Consider the following 16,842-nt stretch of genomic DNA (forward strand, 5'->3'; position numbering starts at 1 on the left):
TGGTGTGCCTAACATCTGATTATGGCTTACTTTAAAGATACATTTAGAAGTTGGGCTGCAGCTAATAACTGTTCGTTTCTTTGCAACCCAGGTATCTGATTAAGCTTTGGCAGAAGCCATGCCCACGTAAATTGATCACTACTTATGTCAGCATATTTGCTAATGTTGTCTATAAAGTTTTTAAATATATTTAACATCATTGCTTTTTCATCACCAGAGTTTTCATTCGCATAACGTTGAATGATACCTGGGCTCAAACCAAGTTCGGCTCCTATCTCTCGATAATGAGGAGCAAGAACATCAAGAAGCCTTATTCTGTTTTCACCGTCTTTTAATAGATATAATTTCGCTATTTTGACTTCTAAGCTAGGCTTAAGTAAGCACTCTGGTGCTCCTTTCTCTTTCGATGCTTGGAGTTCTCTGTTTTCAATATTCCCCATTCCTTTGGCTTTCATTACTTGATAAAACGATGGATATTCTTTAATTTTAGGTACCTCATTTAAGATACTAAACAGCTCTTCCCAATTTAAAGGGTAATTTTTCAAACAATCAGAAATTAATTGAACGACTCTATCTTCAGCATTAGGCATTGATAGCATTGATTGAATTTTGCTATCAGGGATACCAAACAGAAAGGCTAAATCCATAAAGTGCGGAGCCATCATTTGGCTAAGCCTATATTTTTCTCCTTCAAATTCAATGCAATATAAGTCGTGTTCTGTAACTTTTTGCTTATAAAGAGGGAGAGCATCTTTAGGAGGCTGCGTTTCAAGCTTATCTGCACTTGTAACAGTAAAAGAAGGTGCCGGTCCCCTAGGAGTTGCATGGGGAAATTCATTGACCTCCTTTAGCTTCATAACTCCCGTGCTACCGGGAGCTTTGGGTGAAACAGTATAACTTTTATTAGAGCGCTGCTCATCACTCTTACTTACTTCATCGCGATACGACGCCGGCACATAGACTTGTCGCGATAATTGACTTTTCAAAGCTTCTGATAAGTGACCTCCAATATGTAAGTATTTAGCTAAAGTGCCTTTTAAGCCACTTCTTGTAACCGTGCAATCTGAATCTGAAAAATCTACTGTATACGTCTTACTTTTATTGACACCTCCCTTAACTGTGTATAGCTGAAGAGTTAAACTACTTCCTTTCTTACAATTACCATCAAGCTGATTAAGCTGTTCACGATTTAATGGCGTGAACGATCTATCATTTTTGTCCCATTTAACCTCACCAATATTAATAGCCATATCAATTCAATTATTCTGCTTCATTAATAATGAGTATATATTGATTCAACAGTCACTTTTTTACATTTCTATAAAATGTAAGTTAAATTAAATTTATGGAAATACTTGGAATATTTGGTTTAACGATATCGAACTATTACCTTTTTTAACGCTGCCAGAGGCTTATAAACCATAATTTCAAGTTATCTGAAGTCCTTTTGGCTGAATATGTTTGCCATTCTCCTTATGAAAACTTCCGTTTCTATACTCTCGAATTCACACTGAATGCTTTTAAGTAATGAAAAATATATCACGACAAATCAATAGAAAAACTCATTCCCCGTGATATGCCCAATGGGTGGCGACTCTATGAATATTGTTAGATACACAATCGAAATTCTGTTGTGATGGTAAACCTTTTAGGCGGTATTTCCTTGATCAAATAAAAAAAGCTACATATTGTAGCCTTTTTTATATTTTATCTATCCAAAGAATAATCGCCATAACCAAGAGCGATCGAGATCTTTCTGACAAGTCTTATATTGTTTTGCATAACGATAAGAACGACTGCCCACTTTCTTAGCCACTTTCACCAGCCACTTCTTTTTCTTATAACTACCCCGGCGATAACCGCCCCACCCTTCATGGTAATTGAGGTATTGCAAACGAGCATTCCATTTAGATACACCATTAATTTTATGAGTCTTGGTAATGAACCACCCCATAAAGTCCATTGCATCATCAAAATTACTACGGCTAGACCAACTGTTACCGGTTTCTTTTACATAGTCATCCCATGTCATGGTCTTTGCTTGAGCATAACCATAGGCTGAGCTCTTACGGCCAATTGGTATAAAACCCAAAAAGTAGTCCATTGGTGGTGCAGCATCATGTCGGAAAGAGCTTTCTTGATACATCATTGCAATAGGAACGTGTATTGGAACTCCCCACTTATCTCTTGCATCCTTTGCAGCCTCATACCAGTGGCGATGCTCCTTAAAAATTGAGCAAATATTATCTGGGTTTTTAGGCGGAGGTGTCGCACAACCAGTAAGGGCTGCACAGAACACTAAACACAACAAACCTCTTATCGACATAAATAATCCTAGTTTTTTACGGGATCTAATAAGCAAGTAAATGACTCTTTTTTCCACACATCTGGTTTCCAAAAACCGGAGCTTTTAGCTGGCATGGTCAACTCAGGATTAAACAACGCCGCCAAATGATAACGTTTATTTTCATCCATATTTATGGTTAACGTCTTTGTTCCTCGAAACTTTAATGGAACAACTAAAGAGGGTGCGCTAACTAACTCAGCAATGGTAATGCTATGTCGCCCCACAGAAAGCTTATAGAAAGCTTGAGCTAAAACCGGCTTGCCATCTATATGAGTGATCATGGCTGGATATAAATTTTTTGATTCTGGTGGGATGAGATAACTGGCCACCGATGAGCAAGACTGCTCAAGTTGAGTACTTGAACAGCCAGTTAAGATAATCAATGTAAGTACAACAAATAGTTGCTTTATCTTCATCCTAAATAACTAAAATAGTCCTTTAAAAACTCATCAAAATCTTGATTGCCTCTAAACTCAATTTCACCCTGAGCTTTAAGAGATGACTCAGTTTCTAGCTCATAAGCCGCTTTTACATCATCAGATAACTCATAACTAGAAAAATATTCATTGTACTCTTTAGCTAATGCGAATGCCCATTTACTCTGATCGGCATTATCATCCACAAAGTGGTTAAGAATTTGCCCTGATAAAGTTTTGCCCGGTTTAATTGTCGCCTCACGCCAAAGATCTAATGAGCGCTTATATTCCTTAGAGTCAGAACCATCTAATATATCGGCGATTGTTTCAAACTCTTCAAGCATTTCTAGAAGCCAAGCTTCAAGAGTAATCTCTTTCCCATTTCGCTTTAAAACTAAGTCTGGCTTTCTGCCCGAAATAATCACTGAATTCAAGTTTTCTTCCAGTTCGGCATCACCATCTTCTGAAAGCAAATCTGACGGACTGAGCAAACAATGAAGCAAAAACAAATCAAGAAAGCGAACTTGGTCTTCCGTAATACCAACGGCAGAAAACGGGTTAATATCTAACGCTCTGACTTCAATGTATTCTACGCCACCACGCGCTAATGCCTCTGAAGGCTTTTCATCAAGCAGTGACACTCGTTTTGCTCGTATAGGAGAGTAGAATTCATTTTCAATCTGCAGCACACGATCATTAAGTTGTCTATAATCTTCGCCAACCTTGACACCAATATCAGCAAAATTGGCTGATGGCATTCTAATCGCTTTTTTCATGCCCTCAAGATATTCGTTTAATGAGTTATAGCTAATACCTAACGAGCTTTGCTCTTTATTGGTATAGCCTAAGTCACTCATTCTCAATGAAGTGGCGTGAGGTAAGTAAAGGGTTCCTTTACCTGTTTTTTTGAAGGGATACTTATTTTCATTACCTGAGAGAAATGAGCCACACAGAGCTGGTGATGCTCCAAATAAGTAAGGTAAAACCCACATAATCCGTCGATAGTTCCGGATTAATCCAAAATAAGACTCTGATATAAAGTCTTTAAGCGAAGATGTTTTGTCACTCTGCTCATACAATCTTTGCCATAACTTGTCGCTTACCGAAAAGTTAAAATGCAAGCCTGAAATGATCTGCATTTGAGCGCCATAACGATGAGTCAAACCTGTGCGATACAGTTTCTTCAACTTGCCTATATTCGAAGTACCATAATCCGCTACGGGAATATTATTAATATCATCGACAAAACAAGGCATACTCACCGGCCATAGATATTGACCGTTAATATTTTGAACGGTATAAGCATGAGTCTTATTAAGCTCATCAAAGAGTTCTGGGATGCTCTCAAAAACAGGAGTGATGAATTCAAGTAAAGATTCACTATAATCTGTAGTAATTCGGCTGTGTGTTAATGCCGAACCTAAGGCTTTAGGATGTGGATCTTTAGCTAGATGGCCATTGCTGTCAATTCTTAATGCTTCACGCTCAATACCACGCTTCATGCCTTTTAAGGCTTCACGTCCTTGTTCGTTTGCAAGACTAGCAACTAACTGACTAAATGTCTTCAATATGGACTTCTCTAATTGTTCAAGATGCTTATTAAGACGAGAGATTATACTGTTAGTCTCAATCTATGCATCAATAAATTGAAAATAATTTAATTTAACACCTCTTTAGCGAAATGTAGCTAAAGTGCGCACTTTTAAATTGTAAGTTTTTAATTAGAGTCCAAGATAATATCAGCTCTTTTAGATCAAATCCGTTGGCTCAATAGGTTATTTATTTGGTTTTTCCGTTATTTCAGTCCCAGCGACCCATAGTGTTAATAAACGATAAAATGGCTGCTCATTATAACTGTCTAGTCCTATGATAGTGTCTTCACTAGACAACTGTTCATTATATGTATCAAATATTCGGTCCCAAAAACTGAACATCGTACCAAAATTGGTATCCGTATATGGCAGTTTATGATGATGATGAATTCTATGTAAATGTGGCGTGACGAAAACATATCCGATCATCTTACTTATTCTATTATTCAGTTGAATATTAGAGTGCTGAAAAATGAGCACTCCAGATTCTAATGCTAGATATGCCAGCATAATCTGAGGAGGTATTGATAATTGGTAACTGATATAAATCCTCACAACAAGTGAAAACGTATTTTCCAAAAAATGAAACCTAAACGCACTACTCACATCTAAGAATTTATCGATATGATGAACTCGATGAAAACTCCAGAACAATTTCACTTTGTGCATTAAGATATGCGACGCATACGAAGCAAAATCAAGTACAAAAATGGCAATGATGGCATGAAGTACTCCGAAGCTGCTTTCTTTACTTCCAAACATACTAGTGGCATAAAAAAGTACACCAATTTTAATAGCAGGAAGCAGGATAATATTCACGATTTGCAAACAAGCATGTTTAGAAATCCTTTTAAACCTTGCATAAAATGAGATGAGTGACAGAGGATGTGTTTTGGCCGGTTTTATATGTTCAAAAATCACAAAAACCACTGCAGCAGAATATGTAAATATTGCGAGTGAACTTGTAGTTTGATGAACAATAAGGTTTCTAAGAAAGACAAACATAAATAGTAAGCAAAGACTGAGGGCTGAGATAAACAAGAATAAGTAAATATTTACGATAACTTAAGTTTTGTAGCTATTATTCGAACTTTTGAAAGTCTAGGTTAAGAAATTAGCTTTCTCTTCATAAGAAAAAGCACCGCATTAAGGATGCAGTGCTTTAAACAAACTTAAGCCAATATATTACAAAGACATAATTGGATACCCTAATTTCTTGAGCTTAGATTCGATTTTTTCTTTATCACCTACGACTAAAATGATCATATCATCGATATTGAGTAATTTACTGGCAAGCTTGTTCAAGTCATCCTTAGAAATAGATTCAATAATTTGAGCTTGCTTTTCAGTGAAATCATCAGCCAATTTATAACGCTGTATCGTTCTCATGAACCCCGCTTTTTGATAAGGCGTTTCATAATCTAATGCTTGTCCCTGAGTAATAGACTTGCGCATAAAGTCGAGCTCTGCATCTGTCATTCCTGACTTTTGATATTTGACTATCTCTTTTAAAAACTCTTGAACTGACTCAGCCGTCACATCAGTTCGAACACTCGCTGATGCAGTAAAGCTTCCTGCTTCAATACCGCCAGAAAATCCACTTCTGGCGCCATAGGTATAACCTTTATCTTCACGGAGATTGAGATTTATACGACTATTAAATGCACCACCCAGAGGATAATTCATTAAAGACGCTTTAAAGTAATCGCCAGTAGCATCATACTTTAGAGCTCGGTCAGATATCATTACAACAGATTGGGCCGCTTTAGGCTTGTCGATAAGATAAATGGTGCCGCCTTTTAATTTTGGTGGCGCAGGCAATTTAGGGTAACTCGTAGCCTTCCCTTTCCAATGAGATAACCCATCAAGATGCTCCACTAACGATTGATGCTTCAAATTACTCACCGCAATAATTTGAGCATTCGCTGCGGTATAGAACGTTTTGTAGTATTTTTTTACATCGGCTAACGTCAATTTAGAAACGCTCTCAATCGAACCACCTGAACTCACGCCCAACGGGGAGTTTTTCCCATAAAGCAACTTACTTAAATTAACACTCGCAAGATAAGTTGGAACGGTTTGCTGATGTTTAAGACCTTGAATCATCTGCTGCTTAATACGTTGGAAGTCTTCATTTTTAAAGCCTGGCTTAAACAGTTTTTCATCTAAAAGAGTGAGTGTCTTATCTAAATTCTCAGTCAAACTGGTCACTTGAATAACACTTTGATAGCCAGAGCTATCAAACTGAATACTTGAACCAAGTAAATCAAGTTTCTGTGCCAATTCTTCATTTGAATGAAGTTGAGTTGACTCATTCATCATTGCTGCGGTTATCTCTGCTAACCCAGACTGAGCAACTGGCTCAACGCGGTGACCACCATTAAGATAAACAACAAGCTCTACTGTTGGAGTTTCATCCGTCACGGTCGACATAACATCAATACCATTAGCTAACTTTCCACGCCAAATATTAGGTACTTTTATAATGGGTGCAGGGCCAGATGGCGGTATAACACTTCGATCAAAATTAGACGTTAACTTTTTATCTTTAAAATGAACCGGTTTTATTTTCGGTAATTTTGGCAACACAGGTTTGAAGTTATCGGCGTGAGCAATTAGGTTTTCTTTACCTTCAGGTACAACGCTCATTACTACCATTGGCTTATTTTTGATGTACTGGTTAAATACACGCATCACATCGGCTTTAGTCACACTAGAATAGCGTTTGAGATCCGCTTCGGTTTGATCTGGCTCACCAGTAAATGTTTCGTTATAGGCCAGTGTAGAAACTTTGCCTGAGACACTTTGTAATCCAAAAATTGTATCAGCTTTAATTTCAGCTTTTACTTTTTCAAGATCCTCGTCAGTAACACCTCGTTTTTCAAACTCAGCAATTGATTGATTCACAATTTTATCAATATTGCTAAGATCACCATTGTCTTTACTTGGATTAGCCACCGCAATTATGCTCATCTGACAAGCGAGCTCAGAACATGGGTGGCTCGCAGAAGCTTGAACGGCAACGCCATTCTTAACCAAGTTTTGATAGAGAATGGAAGTTTTACCACCACCGAGAATATTTGCCAATAAATCCAGAGGTGCTTCATCTTGGTGACGAGCATAAACAGTTGGGAAGCCGATACGTAACAATGGTAAGTGGACTCTATCTTGCATTGATAGATAATGAGTTTTATCTAAGGTAACTTTAGTTTTGGGTAATGGCTTAACCTCTGGGCCTCTAGGAATACCGCCAAAATACTTATCTACCCATGCTAATGCTTGCTTTTCATTGAAGTCACCACCTATGGTTAGCGTCGCATTGTTTGGCCCATACCAACGAGCAAAGAAAGCTTTCACATCGTCAACATTGGCTCTATTAAGATCTGCTGGCCAACCGATTACAGGCCAAGAATAAGGGTGCCCTACAGGGTACATTGCTTGATTAAAGCGTTCGCTCATTCGACCGTAAGGACGATTATCTATCCGCTGTGCACGTTCGTTTTTCACAGTTTCACGTTGCACTTCAAATTTTTTCTCAGTCAATGCTGGTAATAAAAAGCCCATTCTGTCGGACTCAAGCCACAACATTTTTTCTAACTGATTATTCGGCACTGTTTCGTAATAATTAGTACGGTCACTATTCGTAGTACCATTTAAAGTACCACCTGCTTCTGTCACAATTTTAAAGTGCTGCTCATCTGCTACGTGCTGCGAACCTTGAAACATCATGTGTTCAAATAGATGAGCAAAACCACTTTTTCCTATTTTCTCTCTATCAGAGCCGACATGATAAGTAACATCAACATGCACGAGTGGATCTGAATCGTCTTGATGTAAAATAACGGTCAAGCCATTATCAAGCCGATACTTCTTGAAAGGAATCCCTATCTTTCCAGGCTGAACCGCTTCACTTTCAACGAGTGTGACTCCGTCAGGTAATTTTTTTTGTTTTGGGGCATGACTGCATGAAGACAAAACAGCAGCTGATACGATTAAAAACATCCATTTTTTCACGATAGCTTCCTTAATTGTTCAAAAAAGATGCTCTATCATAACCAAGACAATGCAACTAATGCCACTAAAACGTACCTCAAGGTTTTACCTATGAAAATCAAAATAGTAGAAGGCAGCAACTTACATTTAGCTAAACCTGCAAAAACACACAAAAAATCACCAACAATCGGCGCCCACGACAATAACAGAGACCAATATCCGTATTTATTGAATAGCTTCAATGCCTTTTTATACCCTTTGCTTTTACTTTCTTCTGGATTGGCGACTTTCCTTCCCACAAAACCTAACCAATAGCTGGTCAATGCTCCGAGAGTATTTCCCAGACTTGCCACAATAACTAACCCCACTACTTCACTTGGATTTTGCTTTAACAAACCAGCAAGCAGTAGCTCAGAACCACCTGGTAATAGAGTTGCGGCGAGAAATGAAGAAGTGAACATGATCCAAAGCATAAAGAAAAGCCATCATAAGAACTGTACGAAATTAAACCAACAAAACTTATTACGATAAGTTATAAAAAAATGCCATTAAGGAATATGGCTTCAAGCGTATAAAATTGAGAAAAATCTTTTATTTGTTGGTTGTTTAAATATAAGGTAGTAACAAACCTAACTTGCACGATACAAAAAACTTACTGGAAAGTACATGATTCAATCTGCATTAAAGCGAATTCCATTTTGGCAAAAAGTTCTCGTCGGCTTTTTCTTAGGAAGTATTATAGGTGTCATCTTTGGCGAGCAAGCCACAGCATTAAAGCCACTAGGTGATTTGTTCATTTCGGCAATTAAGATGCTCGTTGCACCCTTAGTATTTTGTGCAATCGTCACCAGTATTACCTCATACGAGTCACATGGTAATTTAAAGCGTCTAGCTCTTAAAACACTTGGCATGTTCATGTTTACCGGTACAGTTGCTTCATTATTGGGTCTCGCAATTGGCTCTCTGATAGACATGGGTGGCACAATGCAGCTTGCAACAAGTGCAGTACGTGAACGTAATATCCCTGGTTTCTCTCAAGTTTTACTTGATATGATCCCGACTAATCCTTTTGAATCTTTAGCAGAAGGAAAAGTACTACAAATTATCGTATTTGCTGCTCTTGTTGGTATTGCGATAAATCAAATTGGTGAAAAAGCTCAACCACTGAAAAAGGTCATCGACTCTGGAGCAGAGGTCATGTTCACTCTTACCAGTATGGTGCTAAAGCTAACACCAATCGGAGTATTCGGTTTAATGGCTTGGGTTGTTGGTAAGTACGGTTTATCAACAATGCTGCCGCTAGGTAAGTTCATTCTAGCGATTTATCTTGCTGCACTGATTCACATCATTTTCGTTTACGGCGGTCTAATTACTTTTGTTGCTAAGTTGAATCCAATTCAGTTTTTCCGTAAAGCTTTACCTGCTCAATTAGTTGCATTTACTACTGCTTCAAGTTTTGGCACTTTACCTGCAAGTACAAAAAGTGTTGAATCAATGGGGGTAACTAAAGGGTATCGTTCATTCGTTTTACCACTAGGCGCCACCATGAATATGGATGGTTGTGGTGGTATTTATCCAGCAATTGCTTCTATTTTCATTGCGCAAATCTATGGGATTGATTTATCAACACAAGATTACATTATGATTGCAATTACGGCGACCGTCGCTTCGATTGGTACCGCTGGTGTCCCTGGCAGTGCAATGGTTATGTTAACCGTTACTTTAGGCGTTATTGGCTTACCACTAGAAGGTATTGCATTTATTGCTGCTATTGATCGTGTAATTGATATGATCAGAACTGCTACCAATGTGACAGGCGATATGATGACAGCTGTCGTTGTCGGCCAATCAGAGGGTGAACTTGATAAAGAACAATTTTATTCAAACAAACCAATAATTGAGTCACCTTCAGCTAATGATGAACAAGCGAAAAACTGCGCTTAACTCATAAGCAATGCCTATTTAACAAAAAGCTAACTACGACAGATAGTTAGCTTTTTTCATTCAGCATTAACAATGTGTATAACCAAGCTAAAAACTCCACACTTTCTCCTTTAATATTAACACCTTACTTCATTAACAAAGTTTAAGGTGATTCAATAATCATCAACACCTATAATTAGGTTACTAAATACTCTCATGCCTCAAAGATATAGCCACGAGTAAAACAAGAGATTTTGTGCATGAATTGATTTTGACAGAGGTAGGTTATGGAAGGTGGAATAGGTGCAACAGCTCCCCAGCAGCATTACAGCGTAGAAGATCGGATAGTATACAACCAGAATAATCATACAGCTCGTAGAGAGCTCGTCTTGGTCGTACAACAATTTAGTTCTGAAGAAATAGATGAGATGGCAAATCGTGTTGGGAATCCATCCGTATATGCTATAAATATTAGGCCTATGCTTCAGCTTCTGAACTCTTCAAATGCTGTAAATAGCAGTAATAGAGGTCAAATTAGTGACGCCGTTTCTGAGATGGCTCGGGCACCAAATCAAGATTCTGGTACAGTTGGTTTTGCAGTTTCAATGAGAAACACATTATCAAGACTGAATCGAGCTCTACAAATTAATCATTCAAATAGCGGCCCTCGATTTGAAATAATTAGAGGTGATCGTGATAGCAGTGGTCGACAAGCGCATCACGCTGCATTTGTAAGCCCAAGCAACGGTGACAGTAAAAAAAGTGCAGCTGCTTTCAGTACAATGAACTTAACTGACGATGAAGCCAATGATGTTCATAGTGCTCACATGAAGCACGTTCAAGAACAACAGCAGGCGCACCCAGGTATGACTATTTTAGAAACTGATACCTTAGCTGTTGATGTTGAGTTTGTTGAAGGCGGTGCTCCAAGTGATTTACTTGAAAAGAGTCTTGTACAGAGTGAATCTGTCTCTGAGGTAATAAAAAAAGACGAAAAGAAAAGAGCCGAAGCAGAGAAAACACAAGTTGAACTAAAAGAAGATAAAACAAAAGTAGATAAAAGGCATGAAGCTGAGCTAAAACGTGAATTACAGAAATCTCAAAAAGAAGTTACTGAAACTCATGAAATGGTTAACAAAATGGAAATTCAGAAACTATACCTAGAACAACAACTTGAAGCTATCAAAGGAAATAATCAAGCAGCTGGAGCAGCGTAAAAAGTTAACAACTAAACTAAAGGTCTTGATTATTCAGGGCCTTTTTTTTAATTAATATAGATTTGAGTAAATTTTATAGAGATTCAAGGAAATGGCGGAGAAGGAGGGATTCGAACCCTCGATGGGAGTTAAAGCCCATACTCCCTTAGCAGGGGAGCGCCTTCGGCCACTCGGCCACCTCTCCGTTATTTTGGTACGCGTGAGAGGATTCGAACCTCTGACCGCCTGGTTCGTAGCCAGGTACTCTATCCAGCTGAGCTACACGCGCATCTAAAACATATAGGCTGTAAATAATGGTACGCGTGAGAGGATTCGAACCTCTGACCGCCTGGTTCGTAGCCAGGTACTCTATCCAGCTGAGCTACACGCGCATTATTATTTACAAAAGCAGACTTATCTTCCTGATATAAGATGATGTGGTACGCGTGAGAGGATTCGAACCTCTGACCGCCTGGTTCGTAGCCAGGTACTCTATCCAGCTGAGCTACACGCGCATCGACAACAAGTTCCTATATAAAGCAGAAGAATGGTACGCGTGAGAGGATTCGAACCTCTGACCGCCTGGTTCGTAGCCAGGTACTCTATCCAGCTGAGCTACACGCGCATCTTCAATCTACTTAACAAGAATGGCGGAGAAGGAGGGATTCGAACCCTCGATGGGAGTTAAAGCCCATACTCCCTTAGCAGGGGAGCGCCTTCGGCCACTCGGCCACCTCTCCGTTGTCTTGTTGGCGCACATATTACTGTTTGAAGAAAATAAGTCAAACCCTTTTTCATGATAAAAACACGAGTGAACTGTTTTTAATCGAATTGCACACCAAACAAGCTTAACTCAGCGCTTTTTAGACGTTTAAGTAGTTTTAAAACTACAAAACATCTAAAAACTGCGACATCTAAAATAGAAAAAGCCAGTTAAATAACTGGCTTTTTCTTTGGCTAACCAATTCTAATGAGAATTAGAAATTGCCGTCTTCGGAAGAATTCTCTTTCTCAGACTGAATGCGTTGATAAATTTCTTCACGATGAACAGATACTTCTTTTGGTGCATTAACACCGATACGTACCTGATTACCTTTTACACCTAAAACTGTAACAGTGACATCATCACCAATCATCAGTGTTTCACCAACACGACGAGTCAAAATCAGCATTCGATCGCTCCTTTAGTTTCCATTTCAGCGTACTTCCGACAACTTCCGATTTCCGCTTATTATAAGGTTAGCTTAGTACAAATTAATAGTATTCAACACCCATAAAGCTGTTGAATCGTTTTTATCGAATCCGGACATACATAGTCATGCACGAGCGGTCTGATACAACATTTCATCATCAATGATAATTGATAACTTATTTCTAAAGCTGCGGTTAACTTAACATGAATTTTTTAGATTCTAAAGGTATCCAATACCTTAACTCTAATTCCAGCAACTTTCTGTTCAGGTTTACAACTATTAACACGTATTGACGTTTAAAAGTTAAAGCCTGAACGTCAGAAGTATAGCATAGGCTATACGTTAACTATTAATTTTGTCTATTTAAACTAACAAGTCTTCACTCTTGCCAAAAAGCAGTATTAATGTACTTTTAAGCAAGAGAAATCCATAACATTCAAACAATAGACCGACAGAATAATCGATATCTTACAAATTCTGTCGAAACACTATTTAAATTAAGCTAAACGTTCCTCTAACCAAGGTAACACTTGCTCTAGTGCTTTATCTAAATTCTCAGGTTGACTACCACCAGCTTGAGCCATATCAGGGCGACCACCGCCTTTACCGCCAACGTGTCCGGCTACCATTCCTACTAGTTCACCCGCTTTAACTTTTGAGGTTAAATCTTTAGTCACACCAGCAATAAGGTTAACCTTAGCGTCACCCGCAATACCTAAAACAAGAATACCAGATCCTATCTTCTGCTTTAGTTCATCTTGGAAGCCTCTCAGAGACTTAGCATCAACACCTTCTAACTTCTTAATCAGTATCTTTACGCCATTCACTTCTACAGCCTCACCAATCAAATCTGCACTTGCTGCAGAGGCTAGCTTACTCTTAAGTTGGGATACTTCTTTTTCGAGCTGTTTAGCTTTATCAAGCTGAGCCTGGAGTTTTACTACCAAAGAATTTGGTTCAGCCTTTAAGAGTGATGCCGCATGGGAAAGTTCACTCTGTTGTCCATTTATCAGTTCAATTGCCGCTGAGCCAGTAACCGCTTCAATACGGCGTACTCCGGCAGCAATACCTGATTCTTGAGTTACCTTAAATAATCCAATATCACCTGTACGACCAACGTGAGTACCACCACATAATTCAATAGAAAAATCGCCCATAGTGACAACACGAACTTCTGAATCGTATTTTTCACCAAATAAGGCCATTGCTCCTTTCTCTTTTGCTGAATCAATATCCATTACTTCAGCTTTAAGTTCATGGTTACGTCGAACTTGTTGATTAACTAGGTTTTCAACTTCAACGAGTTCTTCATGTTTAACGGCTTCAAAGTGAGAAAAGTCGAATCGTAAACGATCAGGTTCAACTAAAGAGCCTTTCTGCGTCACATGAGCACCTAATACTTGGCGCAAGGCAGCATGTAATAAATGAGTCACACTGTGATTAAGTTGAGTTCTATGACGACGCTTCTTATCTACTTGCGCGTCAATGTCAGCACCTAAATTCAATGAACCAGAAATCACCTTACCAATATGACCAAAGGCAGAGCCATACTTTTGAGTATCCGTTACTTCAAATTCAAAACTTTCGCCTACCAGCTTACCTGCATCACCAACCTGACCACCTGATTCGGCATAGAAAGGTGTATTCTCTAATACGACAATCCCTTGCTCACCTGTAGATAACGTCGAAACGTCTTCACCCTCTTTGATCAATTTAACAAGTTTACTGTTGTCTTGCAGTTGTACATAGCCAGTAAACTCAGTTTCATTTTCGATTGAGATGCTTTTAGAGTAATCGGCAGAGAATTGACCTGCAGCTTGTGCACGCGCTTTTTGTTTCGCCATTTCCGCTTTAAAGCCAACTTCGTCCACTTCAATTTCACGCTCACGACAAACATCAGCGGTTAAATCAACAGGGAAACCATAAGTGTCATAAAGCTTAAACAGTGTTTCGCCATCTAATACTTTGCCTTCAAGCTCTTCTAATGCGACGTCAAGAATAGATAAACCACGCTCTAAAGTACGAGCAAACTGCTCTTCTTCCGCTTGCAAAGCTTTCTCTACAATTGGTTGTACTTCTTTTAGTCCATTTGCAGCATCGCCCATAACGCTGATTAGCGTTGGTACAAGTTTATAGAAGAAAGTGTCTGTGGCACCTAGCTTATTACCATGACGTACGGCACGACGAATAATACGACGTAATACATAACCACGGCCTTCATTAGAAGGCATAACACCATCTGCAATTAGGAAGGCACAAGAACGAATATGGTCGGCAATTACTCGCAAAGATTTCTGTTCTAAATCTGTTGTACCGGTTAAACCTGCAGATGCTGCGATTAATTTTTGGAAAATATCGATATCGTAGTTTGAGTGGCCACCTTGTAGAATTGCAGCGATACGTTCAATTCCCATGCCAGTATCGACTGAAGGCTTTGGTAATGGTTCCATAGTACCGTCAGCTTGACGGTTATACTGCATAAAGACTAAGTTCCATATCTCGATAAATCGGTCACCGTCTTCTTCAGGAGTACCTGGGCGTCCTCCCCAAATGTGATCGCCATGATCATAGAAAATTTCAGTACATGGTCCACAAGGTCCAGTGTCACCCATCTGCCAGAAGTTATCAGAAGCGAATTGTGCACCTTTATTATCACCAATTCGGATAATATTCGCTTCAGGCACACCAATTTGATCACGCCAAATATTAAACGCTTCATCATCCGTTTCATAAACGGTTACGCATAGTTTTTCTTTTGGAAGCTTTAGCTCTTCAGTCAAGAACGTCCAAGCAAAACGTATCGCATCTTCTTTGAAATAATCACCAAAACTAAAGTTACCCAACATCTCAAAAAATGTGTGATGTCTTGCAGTGTAACCCACGTTATCTAAATCATTATGTTTACCACCTGCACGAACACATCGCTGAGAAGTCGTTGCTCGAGTATATGAACGTTTTTCTTGACCTAAAAATAGATCCTTAAACTGGTTCATTCCCGCATTAGTAAAAAGTAGAGTTGGATCGTTATGCGGAACAAGAGAACTGCTATCAACTATTTGATGACCATTTCGGCCAAAATACTCTAAAAACGCTGTTCTAAGCGCTGCGGTGGTTTGATACATGAATACATCCTGATATTGGAATTCGTTAAAACACAAGAATCGAAGCGAGTAAGGGCTTCAATTACTTAAAACACACAAATGGAGTGATTATATACTGTGTAAATTTTAAAATATATGTGCTTAATGAGGGTTATCGATTCAGAACTGATTTAAATCCTTCTAAAATGCAGTTTTACTTTTAGCAGCTAAACTATATGTATCAACTCATATAGAGAGGATGCTTATGAGCGGTATAAAAGCAGAGCAAACATCACTAACGAAACAGATATGGGATGCTCAAGGAAAGGTTGATGGTGAATATCTTACTGATGATCACGGAAATGAGATTTCAATTACAACTGATAGTGAATATGGAAGTATCGATGTAAAATATAATGCAACACTAAAAGATGCAAGAGCTGCTGGAGCTGTTGCAAAGGCTGTAGCTACTTTTTTCTCTTTATTTGATTTCACTTCTAGTTGGTCCCCAAAAATCTTGAAGTGGAGCTTAGCTTCAAAAACTAAAACCATGCTAAAAAACATGGGAGTTTCCGTTTCAAGTTCTGGTTCACAAGGCGGCCAAAACTCAATCCAAAAGTTTTTTCATCAAGATTCCCCTAAAGCTACACAAGCCAAGAGTAAAATCGAAAAATTAGCAAATATTCCTAAGGCATCTTTAAAGGATGCAATGTTTGAAGAAAAAACATGCCCAATCACTGATGAGACACTGACATCTGAAAATGCAGTGTTACTTCGACTAAATAAAAAACAAATACTTTTAAGTAGAAATGCTATTTCTAAAGTACTTGCAGAAGGTAGATATGAAAACGAACACCATGATTTAAACATTACTCGTGAAGATATTCTAAGAGGAGAGTTAGAACAAGTAACTCATGAAAACTTAAAGTTCAGGGATAATTCTTTGCTTTCTTGGGCCAACGAAACTTCATTTACGAAGTGGGTTGAAGAATCGGACTTCTATAAAGTTAATGATGAAAAGTCTTCATTTGAGTTTGAGCAAAGAACTAAGAACTAAGAACTAAGAACTAAATAAATATTTAGTCATTTGCAATTACCATTT

Annotated in this window: 12 protein-coding genes and 6 tRNA genes; 3 read left to right on the forward strand and 15 right to left on the reverse strand. The window is 38.6% G+C overall.

The annotated features are described in order from the left end of the window. Positions 1-26 precede the first annotated feature (26 nt). The 7 genes from AC1EU2_RS01490 to AC1EU2_RS01520 form a co-directional block, all read right to left on the reverse strand. Complete coding sequence (locus AC1EU2_RS01490; RefSeq protein WP_480296220.1) at positions 27-1,250, reverse strand: hypothetical protein; 1,224 nt, start codon at positions 1,248-1,250, stop codon at positions 27-29. Between the two features lie 461 nt (positions 1,251-1,711). Continuing rightward, positions 1,712-2,326, reverse strand: a complete 615-nt coding sequence (locus AC1EU2_RS01495) for a transglycosylase SLT domain-containing protein (RefSeq protein ID WP_480296222.1) — start codon at positions 2,324-2,326, stop codon at positions 1,712-1,714. An 8-nt stretch (positions 2,327-2,334) separates the two neighbouring features. Next, the gene (locus tag AC1EU2_RS01500; protein WP_480296223.1) at positions 2,335-2,763 is read right to left on the reverse strand and encodes a hypothetical protein; all 429 of its coding nucleotides are present in this window, start codon (positions 2,761-2,763) and stop codon (positions 2,335-2,337) included. Continuing rightward, positions 2,760-4,331 (reverse strand): glutamate--cysteine ligase, encoded by a 1,572-nt coding sequence (gene gshA, locus AC1EU2_RS01505; RefSeq protein WP_480296224.1) that lies wholly within the window; start codon positions 4,329-4,331, stop codon positions 2,760-2,762. The genes AC1EU2_RS01500 and gshA overlap by 4 nt, the downstream gene beginning before the upstream one ends. Before the next feature lie 207 nt (positions 4,332-4,538). Continuing rightward, positions 4,539-5,117, reverse strand: a complete 579-nt coding sequence (locus tag AC1EU2_RS01510) for a sterol desaturase family protein (protein ID WP_480296225.1) — start codon at positions 5,115-5,117, stop codon at positions 4,539-4,541. 423 nt (positions 5,118-5,540) lie between these two features. Beyond that, complete coding sequence (locus tag AC1EU2_RS01515) at positions 5,541-8,369, reverse strand: M16 family metallopeptidase (protein ID WP_480296226.1); 2,829 nt, start codon at positions 8,367-8,369, stop codon at positions 5,541-5,543. Between the two features lie 35 nt (positions 8,370-8,404). Beyond that, positions 8,405-8,821, reverse strand: a complete 417-nt coding sequence (locus AC1EU2_RS01520) for a YqaA family protein (RefSeq protein ID WP_480296227.1) — start codon at positions 8,819-8,821, stop codon at positions 8,405-8,407. Positions 8,822-9,014: 193 nt separating this feature from the next. On the opposite strand from AC1EU2_RS01520, the gene AC1EU2_RS01525 reads away from it, so the two are divergent. Continuing rightward, positions 9,015-10,292, forward strand: coding sequence for a dicarboxylate/amino acid:cation symporter (locus AC1EU2_RS01525; RefSeq protein ID WP_480296229.1), 1,278 nt, complete (start codon positions 9,015-9,017; stop codon positions 10,290-10,292). A 266-nt stretch (positions 10,293-10,558) separates the two neighbouring features. Continuing rightward, positions 10,559-11,488 (forward strand): hypothetical protein, encoded by a 930-nt coding sequence (locus AC1EU2_RS01530; protein WP_480296230.1) that lies wholly within the window; start codon positions 10,559-10,561, stop codon positions 11,486-11,488. 92 nt (positions 11,489-11,580) lie between these two features. Here AC1EU2_RS01530 and AC1EU2_RS01535 read toward each other — a convergent pair. The 8 genes from AC1EU2_RS01535 to alaS all read right to left on the reverse strand — a co-directional run bounded on the left by AC1EU2_RS01535 (position 11,581) and on the right by alaS (position 15,782). Then, a tRNA-Ser gene (locus tag AC1EU2_RS01535) sits at positions 11,581-11,672 on the reverse strand. Positions 11,673-11,679: 7 nt separating this feature from the next. After that, a tRNA-Arg gene (locus AC1EU2_RS01540) sits at positions 11,680-11,756 on the reverse strand. A gap of 26 nt (positions 11,757-11,782) precedes the next feature. Continuing rightward, a tRNA-Arg gene (locus AC1EU2_RS01545) sits at positions 11,783-11,859 on the reverse strand. A gap of 46 nt (positions 11,860-11,905) precedes the next feature. Continuing rightward, a tRNA-Arg gene (locus AC1EU2_RS01550) sits at positions 11,906-11,982 on the reverse strand. A gap of 33 nt (positions 11,983-12,015) precedes the next feature. Continuing rightward, a tRNA-Arg gene (locus AC1EU2_RS01555) sits at positions 12,016-12,092 on the reverse strand. A 23-nt stretch (positions 12,093-12,115) separates the two neighbouring features. Next, a tRNA-Ser gene (locus tag AC1EU2_RS01560) sits at positions 12,116-12,207 on the reverse strand. A 237-nt stretch (positions 12,208-12,444) separates the two neighbouring features. Further along, complete coding sequence (gene csrA, locus AC1EU2_RS01565; RefSeq protein WP_129946446.1) at positions 12,445-12,639, reverse strand: carbon storage regulator CsrA; 195 nt, start codon at positions 12,637-12,639, stop codon at positions 12,445-12,447. A gap of 518 nt (positions 12,640-13,157) precedes the next feature. Then, entirely contained in the window at positions 13,158-15,782 is a 2,625-nt protein-coding gene (gene alaS / locus AC1EU2_RS01570; protein ID WP_480296231.1) for an alanine--tRNA ligase, read from the reverse strand. A gap of 223 nt (positions 15,783-16,005) precedes the next feature. On the opposite strand from alaS, the gene AC1EU2_RS01575 reads away from it, so the two are divergent. Next, entirely contained in the window at positions 16,006-16,797 is a 792-nt protein-coding gene (locus AC1EU2_RS01575) for a hypothetical protein (RefSeq protein ID WP_480296233.1), read from the forward strand. The last annotated feature ends 45 nt before the right edge of the window (positions 16,798-16,842 follow it).

Source organism: Parashewanella sp. 2304DJ23-3 (assembly GCF_056591695.1).

Coding starts and splice junctions, on each gene's coding strand:
- alaS (WP_480296231.1), bottom strand. CDS start 15,782: ATGTATCAAACCACCGCAGCGCTTAGAACAGCGTTTTTAGAGTATTTT.
- AC1EU2_RS01525 (WP_480296229.1), top strand. CDS start 9,015: ATGATTCAATCTGCATTAAAGCGAATTCCATTTTGGCAAAAAGTTCTC.
- AC1EU2_RS01575 (WP_480296233.1), top strand. CDS start 16,006: ATGAGCGGTATAAAAGCAGAGCAAACATCACTAACGAAACAGATATGG.
- AC1EU2_RS01530 (WP_480296230.1), top strand. CDS start 10,559: ATGGAAGGTGGAATAGGTGCAACAGCTCCCCAGCAGCATTACAGCGTA.
- AC1EU2_RS01520 (WP_480296227.1), bottom strand. CDS start 8,821: ATGCTTTGGATCATGTTCACTTCTTCATTTCTCGCCGCAACTCTATTA.
- AC1EU2_RS01495 (WP_480296222.1), bottom strand. CDS start 2,326: ATGTCGATAAGAGGTTTGTTGTGTTTAGTGTTCTGTGCAGCCCTTACT.
- AC1EU2_RS01510 (WP_480296225.1), bottom strand. CDS start 5,117: ATGTTTGGAAGTAAAGAAAGCAGCTTCGGAGTACTTCATGCCATCATT.
- AC1EU2_RS01490 (WP_480296220.1), bottom strand. CDS start 1,250: ATGGCTATTAATATTGGTGAGGTTAAATGGGACAAAAATGATAGATCG.
- AC1EU2_RS01500 (WP_480296223.1), bottom strand. CDS start 2,763: ATGAAGATAAAGCAACTATTTGTTGTACTTACATTGATTATCTTAACT.
- csrA (WP_129946446.1), bottom strand. CDS start 12,639: ATGCTGATTTTGACTCGTCGTGTTGGTGAAACACTGATGATTGGTGAT.